At 65.4% G+C, this 13,350-nt stretch carries 10 protein-coding genes, 1 tRNA gene and 1 pseudogene; 3 read left to right on the forward strand and 9 right to left on the reverse strand.

The window, feature by feature from the left end; genetic code table 11:
- Window positions 1-64 precede the first annotated feature (64 nt).
- Both H9L13_RS10505 and argH read left to right on the forward strand, forming a co-directional pair.
- Window positions 65-138 (forward strand) — tRNA-Cys (locus H9L13_RS10505).
- Between the two features lie 176 nt (window positions 139-314).
- Window positions 315-1,705: pseudogene (argH, locus tag H9L13_RS10510) on the forward strand (argininosuccinate lyase).
- 99 nt (window positions 1,706-1,804) lie between these two features.
- Here argH and H9L13_RS10515 read toward each other — a convergent pair.
- Genes H9L13_RS10515 through argC form a run of 5 tightly spaced genes read right to left on the reverse strand, consistent with a single transcriptional unit; the run spans window position 1,805 to window position 6,927 of the window.
- On the reverse strand, window positions 1,805-3,052 hold the full coding sequence (locus tag H9L13_RS10515; RefSeq protein ID WP_187537649.1) for an argininosuccinate synthase: 1,248 nt from the start codon (window positions 3,050-3,052) through the stop codon (window positions 1,805-1,807).
- Window positions 3,052-3,894: an ornithine carbamoyltransferase gene (locus tag H9L13_RS10520; protein WP_187537650.1), complete on the reverse strand. Its 843-nt coding sequence runs from the start codon at window positions 3,892-3,894 to the stop codon at window positions 3,052-3,054. The genes H9L13_RS10515 and H9L13_RS10520 overlap by 1 nt, the downstream gene beginning before the upstream one ends.
- On the reverse strand, window positions 3,891-4,760 hold the full coding sequence (argB, locus tag H9L13_RS10525; protein ID WP_187537651.1) for an acetylglutamate kinase: 870 nt from the start codon (window positions 4,758-4,760) through the stop codon (window positions 3,891-3,893). The genes H9L13_RS10520 and argB overlap by 4 nt, the downstream gene beginning before the upstream one ends.
- The gene (argJ, locus tag H9L13_RS10530) at window positions 4,757-5,923 is read right to left on the reverse strand and encodes a bifunctional glutamate N-acetyltransferase/amino-acid acetyltransferase ArgJ (protein ID WP_187537652.1); all 1,167 of its coding nucleotides are present in this window, start codon (window positions 5,921-5,923) and stop codon (window positions 4,757-4,759) included. The genes argB and argJ overlap by 4 nt, the downstream gene beginning before the upstream one ends.
- Window positions 5,920-6,927, reverse strand: a complete 1,008-nt coding sequence (gene argC / locus H9L13_RS10535) for an N-acetyl-gamma-glutamyl-phosphate reductase (protein ID WP_223176447.1) — start codon at window positions 6,925-6,927, stop codon at window positions 5,920-5,922. The genes argJ and argC overlap by 4 nt, the downstream gene beginning before the upstream one ends.
- A 51-nt stretch (window positions 6,928-6,978) precedes the next feature.
- Between argC and argR the strand changes: the two genes are divergently transcribed.
- On the forward strand, window positions 6,979-7,461 hold the full coding sequence (gene argR, locus H9L13_RS10540) for an arginine repressor (RefSeq protein ID WP_187537654.1): 483 nt from the start codon (window positions 6,979-6,981) through the stop codon (window positions 7,459-7,461).
- Here argR and H9L13_RS10545 read toward each other — a convergent pair.
- The 4 genes from H9L13_RS10545 to H9L13_RS10560 all read right to left on the reverse strand — a co-directional run bounded on the left by H9L13_RS10545 (window position 7,440) and on the right by H9L13_RS10560 (window position 13,344).
- Window positions 7,440-8,504 carry a hypothetical protein gene (locus H9L13_RS10545; protein ID WP_187537655.1) on the reverse strand — a complete coding sequence of 355 codons (1,065 nt, stop codon included), beginning with the start codon at window positions 8,502-8,504 and terminating at the stop codon, window positions 7,440-7,442. The two genes, argR and H9L13_RS10545, sit on opposite strands and share 22 nt — an antisense overlap.
- Window positions 8,505-8,648: 144 nt before the next feature.
- Entirely contained in the window at window positions 8,649-10,022 is a 1,374-nt protein-coding gene (locus H9L13_RS10550; RefSeq protein ID WP_187537656.1) for a glycoside hydrolase family 43 protein, read from the reverse strand.
- A 113-nt stretch (window positions 10,023-10,135) separates the two neighbouring features.
- Window positions 10,136-12,634: an ABC transporter permease gene (locus tag H9L13_RS10555; RefSeq protein WP_235090929.1), complete on the reverse strand. Its 2,499-nt coding sequence runs from the start codon at window positions 12,632-12,634 to the stop codon at window positions 10,136-10,138.
- A 29-nt stretch (window positions 12,635-12,663) separates the two neighbouring features.
- Window positions 12,664-13,344: an ABC transporter ATP-binding protein gene (locus H9L13_RS10560; protein ID WP_187537657.1), complete on the reverse strand. Its 681-nt coding sequence runs from the start codon at window positions 13,342-13,344 to the stop codon at window positions 12,664-12,666.
- Window positions 13,345-13,350: the final 6 nt, after the last annotated feature.

The raw sequence follows: 13,350 nt of genomic DNA on the forward strand, positions 1-13,350 counted from the left end.
GCCGGCAGCAGGATCAGTTCGGGCTTGACCGTGGCGGCAGGCTCTTGGAAAGGCCTTCCTTCTCGGCCCGATGGCGGAGTGGTTACGCAGAGGACTGCAAATCCTTGCACGCCGGTTCGATTCCGGCTCGGGCCTCCACTCTCTTCCTGCACTGGCGTCCATGATCGGACGCGCCTTGTTCGGAATCGGACAGGCGCCCGGGCGGTGCCGGTGGTCGGGTGGCGCGGGCAAAGCTAGCATCGCCCTTCAAGCTGCAAGCGACGTGCCAGTCGCGCGGTTTGACCCGCGCAAAGGTGCGTGTCACGGCGCTGGGCATGAGCGACAAGCCTCCTTCGCAGCCGACCTGGGGCGGCCGCTTCGAAACGAAGCCCGCCGAGCTGATGACCCGCATCAACGCCTCGATCGGCTTCGACAAACGCCTGTGGCGCGAAGATATCGAAGCGTCGAAGGCGCATGCCGCGATGCTCCGCGACCAGAAGATCATCCCCGCCGAGGACGCTGACGCAATCCTCAAGGGCCTCGATCAGATTGCCGAGGAATATGCGCGCGACGGCGTGCCCGTGCGCGATGAGCTCGAAGACATTCACATGACCGTCGAGCATCGGCTGAGCGAACTGATCGGCCCCGCCGCCGGACGGCTGCACACCGCGCGCTCGCGCAACGACCAGGTCGCGACCGATTTCAAATTATGGACGATGCGCGCGTGCGACGATGTGCAGCGCGCCATCTCAGACTTGCAAGACGCCCTTCTCGCGCGCGCCGAGGAACATGCGGAAACGGTGATGCCCGGCTTCACGCACTTGCAGGTCGCGCAGCCGGTGACGCTCGGCCACCATCTCATGGCCTATCACGCCATGCTCGACCGCGATTTCGTCCGCCTGATGGATGCGGAGCTGAGCATGTCCGAATGCCCGCTCGGCGCTGCCGCGCTCGCAGGCACGGGCTTCCCGATCGACCGCGAAGCCACGGCGCAAGCGCTCGGCTTTACCAGCGGCCCGACCGCCAACAGCCTCGACAGCGTGTCCGACCGCGATTTCGCGCTCGATTTCCTGGCCGCCGCGGCCTTTTGCAGTTTGCACCTCTCGCGCTTGGCCGAGGAGCTGATTATCTGGGCCAGCCCGCAGTTCGGCTTCGTCAAACTCAGCGACGATTATTCGACCGGCAGCTCGATCATGCCGCAGAAGCGCAATCCCGACGCCGCCGAGCTGGTGCGCGGGCATAGCGGGCGGATCATCGGCTGCCTGACCTCGCTGATGGTGACGATGAAGGGCCTGCCGCTCGCTTATTCCAAGGACATGCAGGACGATAAGGAGCCGGTGTTCGAGGCGTACGACCTGTTAATGCTGTCGCTCGAGGCGCTGACCGGCATGATCGCCACGGTGACCTTCGTGCCGGAGCGGATGCGCGCCGCCGCCGAGCAGGGCTTTTCCACCGCCACCGACCTTGCCGACTGGCTGGTGCGCGAGGCGGGCGTGCCGTTCCGCGAGGCCCACCACATCACCGGCCGCGCGGTGAAGGTGGCGGAGGAACGCGGCTGCAACCTCGACGCGCTGCCGCTTGATGTTCTCAAGGACATCGACCAGCGCATCGACGAGCGCGTGTTCGACGTCCTCAGCGTCGACGCGTCGGTCCGCAGCCGCACGAGCTTCGGGGCACCGCGCCTGAGCGTGTCCGCGAGCAGGTCGCGCGGGCGCGGGAGGACTGACGGCCTGCCACCCCGCTTATCCTGAGTAGGGGCTGAGTAAAGCGAAGACCCGTATCGAAGGACGCACCACGGCCTTCGATACGCCGCTTGCGCGGCTACTCAGGATGAGCGGGTTTTTGTCGGGTCGAGCCGCGCCTTGCGCTGCGCCAGCGTGCGTAACCGCAGCGCATTCAACCGAATGAACCCTGCGGCGTCGCGGTGGTCGTAACTGCCGCTGCCTTCCTCGAAGGTGACCAGATCCTGGTCGTAAAGCGAATGCGCACTTTCCCGCCCGATCACCGTGGCGTTGCCCTTGTACAGCTTCATCGTGACGCGCCCGGTGACATGCTGCTGGCTATGGTCGATCGCGGCCTGGAGCATCTCGCGTTCGGGCGCGAACCAGAAGCCGTTGTAGATCAGGCTCGCATAGCGCGGCATGAGTTCGTCCTTGAGGTGCATCGCGCCGCCGTCGAGCGTGATGCTCTCCATCCCGCGATGCGCGGCAAGCAGGATCGTCCCGCCCGGTGTTTCGTAGACCCCACGCGACTTCATGCCGACGAAGCGGCTCTCGACCAGGTCGAGGCGGCCGATGCCATTGTCGTGGCCGAGGCTGTTGAGCTTTTCGAGCAGCGACGCCGGCGACAGCGCCTTACCGTCGACCGCAACCGGATCGCCTTTCTCGAAGTCGATCGTCACCGTCGTCGCCTCGTCCGGCGCGTCCTCGGGCGAGATCGTGCGCTGGTGGACATATTCGGGCGCGTCGACCGCCGGGTCCTCAAGCACCTTCCCCTCGGACGATGAGTGCAGCAAATTCGCGTCGACCGAGAAAGGCGCCTCGCCCTGCTTGTCCTTGGCGATTGGAATTTGGTGCTTTTCGGCGAAGTTGATCAGCGCTTCGCGGCTGGCGTAGGGCCACTCGCGCCACGGGGCGATGACCTTGATGTCGGGCTCAAGCGCATAATAGCCAAGCTCGAACCGCACCTGATCGTTGCCCTTGCCGGTCGCGCCGTGACAGACCGCATCGGCGCCCACCTGCCGCGCAATCTCGATCTGGCGCTTGGCGATCAGCGGCCGCGCGATTGACGTGCCGAGGAGATACTGCCCTTCATAGACCGTGTTGGCCCGGAACATCGGGAAGACGAAGTCGCGCACGAACTCCTCGCGCAGATCATCGATGAAGATGTTTTCGGGCCGGACGCCGAGCATCTCGGCCTTGCGCCGCGCGGGCTCGACCTCGCCGCCCTGCCCCAGGTCGGCAGTGAAGGTGACGACCTCCGCATCATATTCGGTCTGCAGCCACTTGAGGATGATCGAGGTGTCGAGCCCGCCCGAATAGGCGAGCACGACCTTCATTTTTTTGTTCGTCATTACGCCTTCTCGCCTAGCAGCCAGCGCATCGCGCCGCGTGCGGTGTGCATCCGGTTTTCCGCCTGTCGCCATACCGCCGAGCGCGGCCCATCGATGACCGGCGCAGTCACTTCCTCGCCGCGCCGCGCGGGCAGGCAGTGGAGGAACCATGCGCCCGGTGCGCGGGCCATCAGCGCTTCATCGACTTGATAAGGCTCGTAAAGCGCGCGGCGTTCGTCGCTGTCCTCGCCGCCCATCGACACCCACACGTCGGTATAGACGATGTCCGCGCCCTCGACCGCTTCGTCCGGATCAGTGGTCGCGCCGTCGAGGCCATGCCCAGCCGGACTTGCACTGACGAATTCCGCGCCCGCCAGCGCGCACGCCTGACCAAGCGAACGCGCGACATTATTGCCCTCACCGACATAAGCGATGCGCGTCCCCTCGATACGGCCGAGCAATTGCTTGATCGTCAGCAAGTCCGCCAGGGCCTGGAGCGGGTGATCGGTGGCTGACAACATGTTGAGCACCGGCGCGACGTTCAGCGCCGCCATCTTTTCGAGCAATCCATGGTCGAACACGCGCGCCGCGATCACTGCGTGAAAGCAGGCCAACGTGCGGGTAATGTCCTCGACGCTCTCGCGCGTGCCGATGCCAAGTTCGGCCGGCTGCAAATAAACCGGATGCCCGCCAAGCTGCGCGGTCGCCAGCTCCATCGAGTTGCGCGTGCGTGCGCTCGGCTTTTCGAAGTAGAGCGCGACGCCCTTGCCCTGCAGGACGGGCGACGGCGCCGCTTCCGATAGCGCGAGGATGGCCTTCAAGTCCGCCGCGCTGAGATCGCGGATGGCAAGCAGATGCCTCATGCCGCGTCCCTGGTGACCATCGTGCCGACGCCGTGATCGGTCAGAAGTTCGATCAGCAGCGAATGATGCACGCGCCCGTCGATGATGTGGGCGAAGCCGACCCCTTGGTCGACCGCATCGGCGCAGGCACGGAGCTTGGGGATCATCCCCTTGCCGATGCTCTCGTGCGACAGCCGGCCGCGCAGGTCGGTCGAGGTTAGCCGTTGCACCAGAGTGCTTTCGTCCCTCGGATCTTCGAGCAGCCCGGGCACCGCGGTCAAATAGACGATCTTTTCCGCCTCCATCGCCACGGCTATCGCCCGCGCCGCTTCATCGGCGTTGACGTTGAACGGCTGCCCATCAGGATTTGCGCCTACCGTCGACACCACGGGGGTCAGGCCATCGTCCAGCAGCCGATGCAACAATTCCGCGCGGACCGCCGTCACGTCGCCAACGAAGCCGAGTGCGGGATCGCGCGGCGTCACCGTCAAAAGCCCGGCATCCTCGCCCGACACCCCGACTGCGACGGGATGGTCCCCCGCCTGGCCGTTGATCGTCGCGACGAGGTCGCGGTTGATCTTGCCGACCAGCACCATGCGCACGATCTCAAGAGTCTCGGCATCGGTGACTCGAAGGCCGTCCTTGAACTCGGGTTCCTTGCCGACGCGGCGCAGCATCGCGTCGACCTGCGGCCCACCGCCGTGGACCAGCACGCAGCGCACGCCGACGCTGCGTAGCAGGAGCACGTCCTGCGCCAGCGCAAGGTCGCTGTCGCGGTCGATCGCCGCGCCACCGAGCTTCACGACGACGGACTTGCCGGCCCATTGCCGGATGTAGGGCAAAGCCTCGACGAGGATGCGCGCCGTATCGTGGGGAGTGAGGCTCATGACGTCGCTGCATTTTCCTTGATGTAGCCGGGGCCGAGATCGACCGAGACCGCGCGGCCCTTGCCGCTGCCGAGGCCCAGATCGATCAATATGTCGATCTCCGCGCCCTCGACGTGCGCGCGCACCGCATCGGCATCGTGCGGAATTTCGACGCCCGCCTGCGCCACTTTGACGCCGCCGTAGCTGACCGCCGAAGTCAGCGTGTCGAACTCCGCACCGCACGATCCCGCTTCGGCGAGCAAGCGGCCCCAATAAGGATCGGCGCCGTACCAGCTACACTTGATGAGGTTGTTGTTTCCGATCGACCTCGCGACCAGCCGCGCCTCGGCATCGCTCCTGGCACCGACGACCCGGACGATGACCAGCTTGGTCATCCCTTCCGCATCGCGCGCCATCATCAGCATCAGTTCTTCGCACACCTGCCGCACATCATCCTCGAAAGCGGCAAGGTCGGCAGGCCGCCCTTTGCGGCCGCTTGCGAAGAGCATGACCGTATCGTTGGTCGAGGTCGCACCGTCGGTGATCAATTCGTTGAACGTCGCGTCGGTCGCGCGCTGCAGGATCGGCTTGAGCTCGCTCGGGCTTAGCTCGGCATCGGTAGTCATGAAGGCGAGCATGGTCGCCATGTTCGGCGCAAGCATCCCGCAGCCCTTGGCCATCCCGCCTACGGTGTAGCCGTCGCGCGCGATCGCCGCTTCCTTGGGGCGCGTGTCGGTGGTGAGGATGCCCTTGGCAGCATCGCGGTGCCCGTCACGGCTCAGCGTCTCGCCGAGGGCCGGGATGGCGGCAAGAATCCGCCGCATCGGCAGGCGGAAACCAATCAGCCCGGTCGAGCAGACGAGCATGTCGCGCGGGTCGCAGCCGACGGCCTTGGCTGCCTCGGCACACATCGTCTCGGCGTCCTCACGGCCCTTGGCGCCGGTGCCGGCATTGGCGTTGCCGCTGTTGACCATGACGCCGCTGGCCATGCCGCCCGACACGTTGAGCCGCTCCAGGCTGGCATCGACCGGCGGGGCGCGGAACTTGTTCTGGGTGAACACGGCGGCGGTCGGCACCGGCTTGCCGTCGTCGGTGGCGAGCAGGCTGGTATCGCGCCGCCCGCCGGTCTTGATCCCTGCGGCATGCCCGGCGGCGACGAAGCCCTCGGCAGCAGTGACGCTCATGGAAAGACTCCGATCGGCGAGAGGCCCGCGCCTTCGTCGAGGCCGAGCATGAGGTTGGCGCACTGGATCATCTGACCCGCCGCGCCCTTGCCCAGATTGTCGATTGCCGACAGTGCAAGGATGCGGCCCGTGCGATCGTCGCGGCGAGCGGTGACCTGCACCCCGTTCGACCCGGCGACCCACTTGGTCGCGGGTGGTTGGTCGGTGACGTGGACGAACGGCTCGTCGGCATAAGCGACGCGCAGGAAGTCGAGCGGATCGCCCTCCCCCGTCGTGGTGGCGTAGCAGGTAGCGAGGATACCCCGCGTCATCGGCACCAGGTGCGGGGTGAACAGCACCGTGCCGCCAGTCGCCATTTCCATCTCGGCGGTATGGCGGTGCGAAACGAGGCCGTACGCGGCGAAGCTGCCATCGACGTTGCTGAACCCGGTCGCTTCCTTCGCTTCGCGGCCTGCCCCGCTGACGCCGGACGCGGCATCGACGATCATCGACGCGGGATCGATCATTCCGGCGTCGACCAGCGGCTTGAGCGCCAGGATCGCCGCCGTCGCGTAACAGCCTGCGGCCGCGACGGCCTTGGCCGAGCGGATCGCGTCGCGATGCAATTCCGGAATGCCGTACACGAAGCGGTCGAGCAGCTCGGGCGCTTCGTGAGCATCGCCATACCAGCGCTCGTAAGTCGCGGAATCGTTGAGCCGGAAGTCCGCGCCGAGATCGACGAAGGGAATTTGCCGGTCGAGAATGGTCGCGGCCAGCCGCTGGCTGTGACCGTGCGGGAGCGCGGCGAACACGAGGTCGACGTCGTCCAGCGCCCTGTCGCCGAACTTTTCGAAGCTTCGGTCGGCAAAGGCGGCGGCAAGGTGGGGGTGCGCCGAGGAGACCGGCTGCCCCGCCTTGCTCTCCCCGAACAATTTGGCGGGCACGAGCGCGGGATGCGCGGCAAGAAGCCGCAGCAGTTCGCCGCCGACATAGCCGGAAGCTCCAAGGATTGCCGTCCGAATCATGAGCGGGCCATATGCGGCCGATTGCATGTTTATGCAATACAGTGCATATTTATGCAGATGGCTGAACTCAAGGACCGGCGCCAGCGCGCCATCGCCGACCTGATCCGCGCCGACGCCGTTTCGAGCCAGGACGAACTGGCCGAGCGCCTCGCCGACCTCGGATTTGCAGTGACGCAGGCGACGATTTCGCGCGATCTCGAGCAGATCGGCGCAATGAAAGTTCGCCGCGATGGCCGCTACGCTTATGTTTTCGCCGGCCAGTCCGATGCGCCGGCGGCGGGCCTTGCCGCCGTTCTGCGTTACTGGGCCCGCTCAGTAGAGCCCGCTGCGAACCTTGTTGTGGTGCGCACGCCGCCGGGGTCTGCGCACCTCATCGGAGTCGCGCTCGACCAATCGCAATTGCCGGAAGTCGTCGGCAATATCTGTGGCGACGACACCGTCTTCATCGCTTGCCGCAGCGGCAAGGATGCCGACGCGCTCAGCAGCAAGCTGCGCTCGATTGCGGGCGCTCATCAGCGTCCCCGCGGGCGATAGCCGGCGATCCGGAGGCGCACGATCTGGTCGGCGCTGAGGCGGACCATGCCTTCCTGCTGCAGCGAGCGGATATATTCGGGCGTGACGCCGTGGATGCGCATCCGCACCAGGTCGGCGGCGCTGATGCCGCGATAGCCCAACGCGGCGAGGCCATCGATGAATTGCGCGTTGACCCCGTGGATCGCCATCGACGTCACGTCGTCGCGGCGCAGCTTGCCGTCGCCGATCCTGGCGTAGGCGCGGACCATCTCCGGCTTGGCGCCGTGGATTCGGTAGGCGACCAGATCGGCTGGGGTGACATTGCGGAATTCCGGCCCCATCGCCGCCATTTCGCGCACATAATCGGGACGAACGCCGTGGATGCGCAGGCTGACGAGGTCGTCGGCCGGGATCTGACGGAATTCGGGACTGATCGCGGCAAGCTCGCGAATGTAGTCGAGCGTGACGCCGTGAATCTTGAACTTGACGAGGTCGTCGGCCGACTTGAGGCGGTAGCCCGACGACGCCAGCCCGCGTACATAATCGGCGGCGACGCCGTGCACCGCCATCGACGTCAGCTGGCTGACCGTCGGGCGGGTATAGCCGATCGACTGCATCGCATCGACAAGGTCCCGATTGACCCGGCTCATGGCGAGCGTGAAGGCCTCGCGCTCGTTCGGCCGACCGATGCCGCGCACCTGGAGATAGGCGGCGAAGCCCGCATCGGGCGTGAAGCTGCACGTGCCGCGACCGCTCTGTCCGCCAAGCTCGCCCCCGCAATCGAGGCGGCCTGCGTCGCGCACCAAAGCGAAGCGGACCGGCCGGCGCGGCCCCGTCACCTGCGCCATACTCAGGCCCTGCAAATCGGTGACCGGGTAGTTGTTCGACCAGACGCTGTGGTCACGCCCGCTGCGCCGCTCAATGGTCAGCTGGACGCGGTCACCGGCGGGAATCCTCGCCGCACGCTCGATGCTCCATTCAATCGACCGCTCCTGGGCGAAAGCCGAAGCGGACAGCGCCGTCAGCGGCAGCGCGGCGGCAGCGATCAAGGTGCGGATCATCATGACTGTCTCCCGGTTCCTGTCCGGTTCCGAACGGGGATTTGTTCAGAACCGGACAGCGTGCTGCAAACCGGCCGCCCAGTCTCCCAAGGGCGTTCCGGCAAAGGTGCCGGCTTGCCCCGCCAACACGGCAAACGCCGTGCCAGCCTAGATCAAAGCGACCCGCCCACCGTCGAAGCTGAGCCGTGCGGTGAGCAAGGCGCGGAAGCTGTTGTAGCCGCCCGTGCCGGGGTGGAAGGCGTGGAAGAACAGGCGCGGCTCGCCGTCCAGGCCGAGCGCGACCGAGGCATGGCCGGGCGCGGTCCATGACCGCGTCGACTTGAGCAAGGGCGCACCCTGCTTGCTATAGGGACCGAGCGGATGATCGGCGACCGCGACCCCGATCCCGTAGGCGGGCGACGAAAAGTCGTTGCCCGCGTAGAACAGCCAGTAGCGCCCGTCCTGAAGCGTGCAGAATGGACCTTCGATCAAATGGCCTTCCCAGTCCTGGTCGTTTTCGAGCACGCGGCGCGGCGTGCCGATCAGCGCGCGGCCGTCGTCCGCCAGGCGTTGCGCCCACACCGGGGTGGTCATCGCCGCGACGATCGCCTGCGCGCCTTCGGTGCCGTCCAGCACCGACCGGGCGCGGGCCCAGTTGGCCAGCACCGTCTCGATGAAATTGTGCATAAGGAAAAAGCGCTCCATCGGGCGCTGGCGATTGGCCCAGTCGACCACGCTCGCGGCAAAGGCGGCGGACCGGCGATCGTCGTCGTGTGCGAACAGCCGGTCAATCAGGCCGGGGCGGTCGCGCAGGACGGCGGCGAGCGGGCGCGGCCAAATGCCGTTGCTGTCGTCCTTCCAGAACAGATAATGCGCGCCATCGGCGTCGGTGAAGATGTGGCTGTCGATGACGCCGCCGCTGAGCGCGCCATTCGGGATGCCGGTGGTGTTGACTTCCTGCCCGCGCAGCAGCGGCGCGCCGTTGTCGGTGAACGGCCCGAACGGGCTGGGCGCGCGGGCAAGGCCGATTGCCAGCGCATTGCTCTTCTGCCGCGCGGTAAACGCGACCCAATATTCGTCGCCCGCGCGCGCCATTTCCGGCGCCCAGAAATCCGCGACCTGCCGCCCGCGCGCCGCCCAGTCCGGTGTGCGGCTTTCGGGAAAGACGAAGCCGTGATGATGCCAGTGGATGAGGTCGTGCGAATGGAGGATGGGAAAGGCATCCGGCGCATCGTTGGAAGTGGCGAGCAGGACGTAGCCATCGTCAACGCGCAGCACCGCAGGGTCGCCATAGCCGACCAGGATGGACGGCGAGACATTCTCGGTCAGAAGCGGCTGCCAACTGTCCGGCGTTTCGTCGAAATCGTCCGGTGCTGCGTCGAGGTGCGGCAGCCGTGTGCCGAAGTCGCGGTGGAGGTCGCGGAACAGGCCGCCATAATCCTGCGCCTCGCGCCCCGCGAGCACATAGGATCGCGCGGCATCATCACTGGTGACGATGAAGCGCACGCCCGCGCCCAGGTCCTCGGCTTCAACGCGAAACATCCGCGGCGGAATACGGGCCGGGGGCGAGCGTGAGAAGGGTCAGTCCACCGGACGTCGGAGGAATTGCCCGTGCCGTCCGGAAAGCGAGAACGGCACGGGCAGCCCCTCCCCCTTTATTCGTAACGCAGCGCGTGGATCGGATTGGCGCGGGCGACCCGGATCGCGTGGCCCATCACCGTCCCGACCGCGATCGCCAAGGCGACCAACGCGGCGATCAGGAACGGTCCCGGGCCAAGCGTGATGCGCTGGTCGAACCCGTTCAGCCAATCGCGCATCATCCACCACGCCACCGGCCAGGCGATCAGGTTGGCGACGATCACCGGGCGGCTGAACTGCCACACCAGCAGCTGGACGATGTCGCGGGTGCGCGCGCCCAGCACCTTACGGATGCCGATTTCCTTGGTCCGGCGCTCGGCAGTGAAGGCGGCTAGGCCAAACAGGCCAAGGCAGCCAATGATCACCGCCAGCAACGAGAAGCCGGCGAAAATCTGCGCACGCGCATCCTCGGCTTCGTAAAGCTCGGCCATCACATCTTCGCTGAAGTCCGCGTTGAACGGCACCTCATTGGTGATCTTCTTCCATTCGGCCTCGACCGCAGCGCGAACTTGCGCCGGCTCGCCGTCGTAGCGAATGATCATGTGGCTCTGGCCAAGGTTGGCGTTGCGGAACATGATCGGGTCGATCGGCGTGCGCACGGAGCGGAAGCGGCTGTCGGCGACCACACCAATGATATTGATGTTCACCATCCCCGTGCCTTCCTGAAACAACTCGCTGCGCACGGTCTTGCCGACCGCATCCTGGGGCGATTTGAAGCCCAGCTTTTTGACAGCGAACTCATTCATGACCACGTTGATGCCTCGGGCCGCCAACGCCTTCTCTTCCTCGATCTTGGGCGGGAAGGTCAGCGTCATATCGTCCATCGGGCGATTGGGGTCGAACCAGCGCCCCGCCTTGAGGCGCAGGCCCATGGCGTCGAAAAACCCTTCGTCCACATTATACTGGCCGATCGAGACATTGTTGTTGGTCCCGGGCGGAATGATGAAGGTGTTATTGTTATTGTCGGTGGCGACGCCGATGTCCGTCCGGCCGACCGCCTTCACGCCCGGAACACGCTTCATCCGCTCGACGATCGTCTCGCCCATCGGAATCAGCTGGGCGCGGGCCATTTCATCGACTTGGAGGATGTTGTCGCGGTTATACCCGGGGTCGACCGACCGCGCGTAGACCGTCTGGCCGTACACCACTGCGGTACAGATGATGAGGCCGATGGAGACTGCGAATTGCAGCACGACGAGCGCAGTGCGGAGCCGTCCGGAGCCCGGCGTTTCCGCCGCCGAGCGATTGGCCTTGAGCACCTGCGCGGGCTGGAAGCGCGACAAGAAGAAGGCGGGGTAAAGGCCGCTAAGGACGCCCACCAGCAAGGTCAGCCCGATCGCCGGCAGCAGGATGCCGTTCGACCCCAGGTATGACAGCTGGAGATCGGCATCGAGGAAGGCGGCGAACGGACGCACCAGCAATTCGACCAACGCCAGCGCGATCAGCATCGATGCCGCCGCGATCAGCACCGATTCGCTGACGAACTGGACAATCAGCTGGCGGCGGTTGGCGCCCAAGACCTTGCGCAATGCGACTTCGCGCGCGCGCTGGCTCGCGCGGGCCGTGGCGAGGTTGGTGAAATTGACCACCGCCATGCCGAGAATGAGGATGGCGATGATGGTGAAGGTCGTGATCGTCCGCCGGTCATTGCCCGGCGCCATCTCGCCATCCTGCGCGGCGCCGAGATGCACGTCGCTGACATTCGTGAACCGCCAATCCTGATCGTCGCCCGGATTGTACGGCTTGCCCGTGCCGATATCCTCATCAGGGATATTGCGCTTTTCCCATGCAGGGAGCTGCGCATTCAGCTGCTCGGCATCGGTACCCGGCTTGAGCTTCGCATAGACCCAGCCCGACTGGCAGCCCCAGCAGGTCAGGAACTGCGGATTGTCGGCAAAGAAAGTCGGAAAGTCGCGACGCAGGATCGCATTGATCCGCATGTGCGAATTCTTAGGCAGGTCCTCGATGATGCCGCTGACCTTGAAGTCGACCTTCTTGCCAACAGAAATGATCGTGAAGGTCCGGCCAACAACATCTTCCGTACCGAACCGCCGCATTGCTTCGGTGCGGGTCAGCACCGCAGTCTGCGGCGCAGTCAACGTCGTTCCCGCGACAAGCGGCAAGTTGACGACCTTGAGGAAATCCTCGTCGGCATACTTCCAGTCTTCGGTTGCCGACGCCTGCCCGTCCTTCAGGAAAACGGGCTCGGTCCCTAGGATGTAAGCCGCGTTCTCGACTTGCGGGAAGTCCTTTTCGATGCGTTCCTTGGTCGTATAGGACGCCATCTGCATGTCGAATTCCTCGCCCTCGTCGCTCTTGAAGTGGGTCTGGAACTGATACGTATTCGCAACGTCCGGCAGCCAGTTTTCGTAGCTCCGTTCGTACCGCAGGTAGAGCAGGATGAGGATGCAGGCCGCCATGCCGATCGCAAGGCCGGCGATGTTGATCACCGAATAGGTCTTGCTCTTCGCCAGCGCGCGGATCGCGACCGTCCAATAATTGCGCCACATCGTCATTATCAAAGCCCCTTCAAGTCGAAGTCGTGTCAGGCAGCGCGGCGGCGTTCCTGGAGGATGCGGCCGTCGAGCATGTTGACGACGCGGCTCGCGAAGTCGGCGTGCGCCGGCGAGTGCGTGACCATGACGATGGTCGATCCTTCCTGGTTGAGCTGGCGAAGCATGCGCATCACTTCCTCGCCGTGCGCGGTGTCGAGGTTTCCCGTCGGCTCGTCGGCCAGGATCAGCTTGGGATCGCCGACCAGCGCGCGGGCGACCGCCACGCGCTGCTGCTGGCCGCCCGACAATTGCGTCGGCCGGTGCTTGGCGCGGTGCGCGATGCCGACCTTGTCGAGCACGCGATCGACCCGCGCCTTGCGGTCCGATGCGCTGTGATTGTGATAGAGCAGCGCCAGTTCGACATTCTCGCGAACGCTGAGTTCGTCGACCAGGTTGAAGCTCTGGAAGATGAAGCCGATGTTGCTCTTGCGCGTCTCCGACAGCTGCGATTCGTTGAGCCCCGCCACTTCCTGCCCGTTGAACACGTAGGATCCTTCGGTCGGGCTATCGAGCATGCCCATGACGTTGAGCAAGGTCGACTTGCCGCAGCCCGACGGGCCCATGATCGCGACGAACTCGCCGTCCGCGATGTCGAGGTCAATCGAATCGAGGGCGGTCGTTTCGACCGTGTCGGTGCGATAGCTCTTGGTCAGTCCGGTCATGGTCAGCATGAGTTA

Source organism: Sphingomonas lutea (assembly GCF_014396785.1).
In the GTDB taxonomy this organism is placed as follows: Bacteria; Pseudomonadota; Alphaproteobacteria; order Sphingomonadales; family Sphingomonadaceae; genus Sphingomicrobium; species Sphingomicrobium luteum.

What these genes read in the sequence shown, in the direction of transcription:
- H9L13_RS10515 (WP_187537649.1), bottom strand. Translation starts at nt 3,052, where the DNA reads ATGACGAACAAAAAAATGAAGGTCGTGCTCGCCTATTCGGGCGGGCTC.
- H9L13_RS10520 (WP_187537650.1), bottom strand. Translation starts at nt 3,894, where the DNA reads ATGAGGCATCTGCTTGCCATCCGCGATCTCAGCGCGGCGGACTTGAAG.
- argB (WP_187537651.1), bottom strand. Translation starts at nt 4,760, where the DNA reads ATGAGCCTCACTCCCCACGATACGGCGCGCATCCTCGTCGAGGCTTTG.
- argJ (WP_187537652.1), bottom strand. Translation starts at nt 5,923, where the DNA reads ATGAGCGTCACTGCTGCCGAGGGCTTCGTCGCCGCCGGGCATGCCGCA.
- argC (WP_223176447.1), bottom strand. Translation starts at nt 6,927, where the DNA reads ATGATTCGGACGGCAATCCTTGGAGCTTCCGGCTATGTCGGCGGCGAA.
- argR (WP_187537654.1), top strand. Translation starts at nt 6,979, where the DNA reads ATGCAGATGGCTGAACTCAAGGACCGGCGCCAGCGCGCCATCGCCGAC.
- H9L13_RS10545 (WP_187537655.1), bottom strand. Translation starts at nt 8,504, where the DNA reads ATGATGATCCGCACCTTGATCGCTGCCGCCGCGCTGCCGCTGACGGCG.
- H9L13_RS10550 (WP_187537656.1), bottom strand. Translation starts at nt 10,022, where the DNA reads ATGTTTCGCGTTGAAGCCGAGGACCTGGGCGCGGGCGTGCGCTTCATC.
- H9L13_RS10555 (WP_235090929.1), bottom strand. Translation starts at nt 12,634, where the DNA reads ATGACGATGTGGCGCAATTATTGGACGGTCGCGATCCGCGCGCTGGCG.
- H9L13_RS10560 (WP_187537657.1), bottom strand. Translation starts at nt 13,344, where the DNA reads ATGCTGACCATGACCGGACTGACCAAGAGCTATCGCACCGACACGGTC.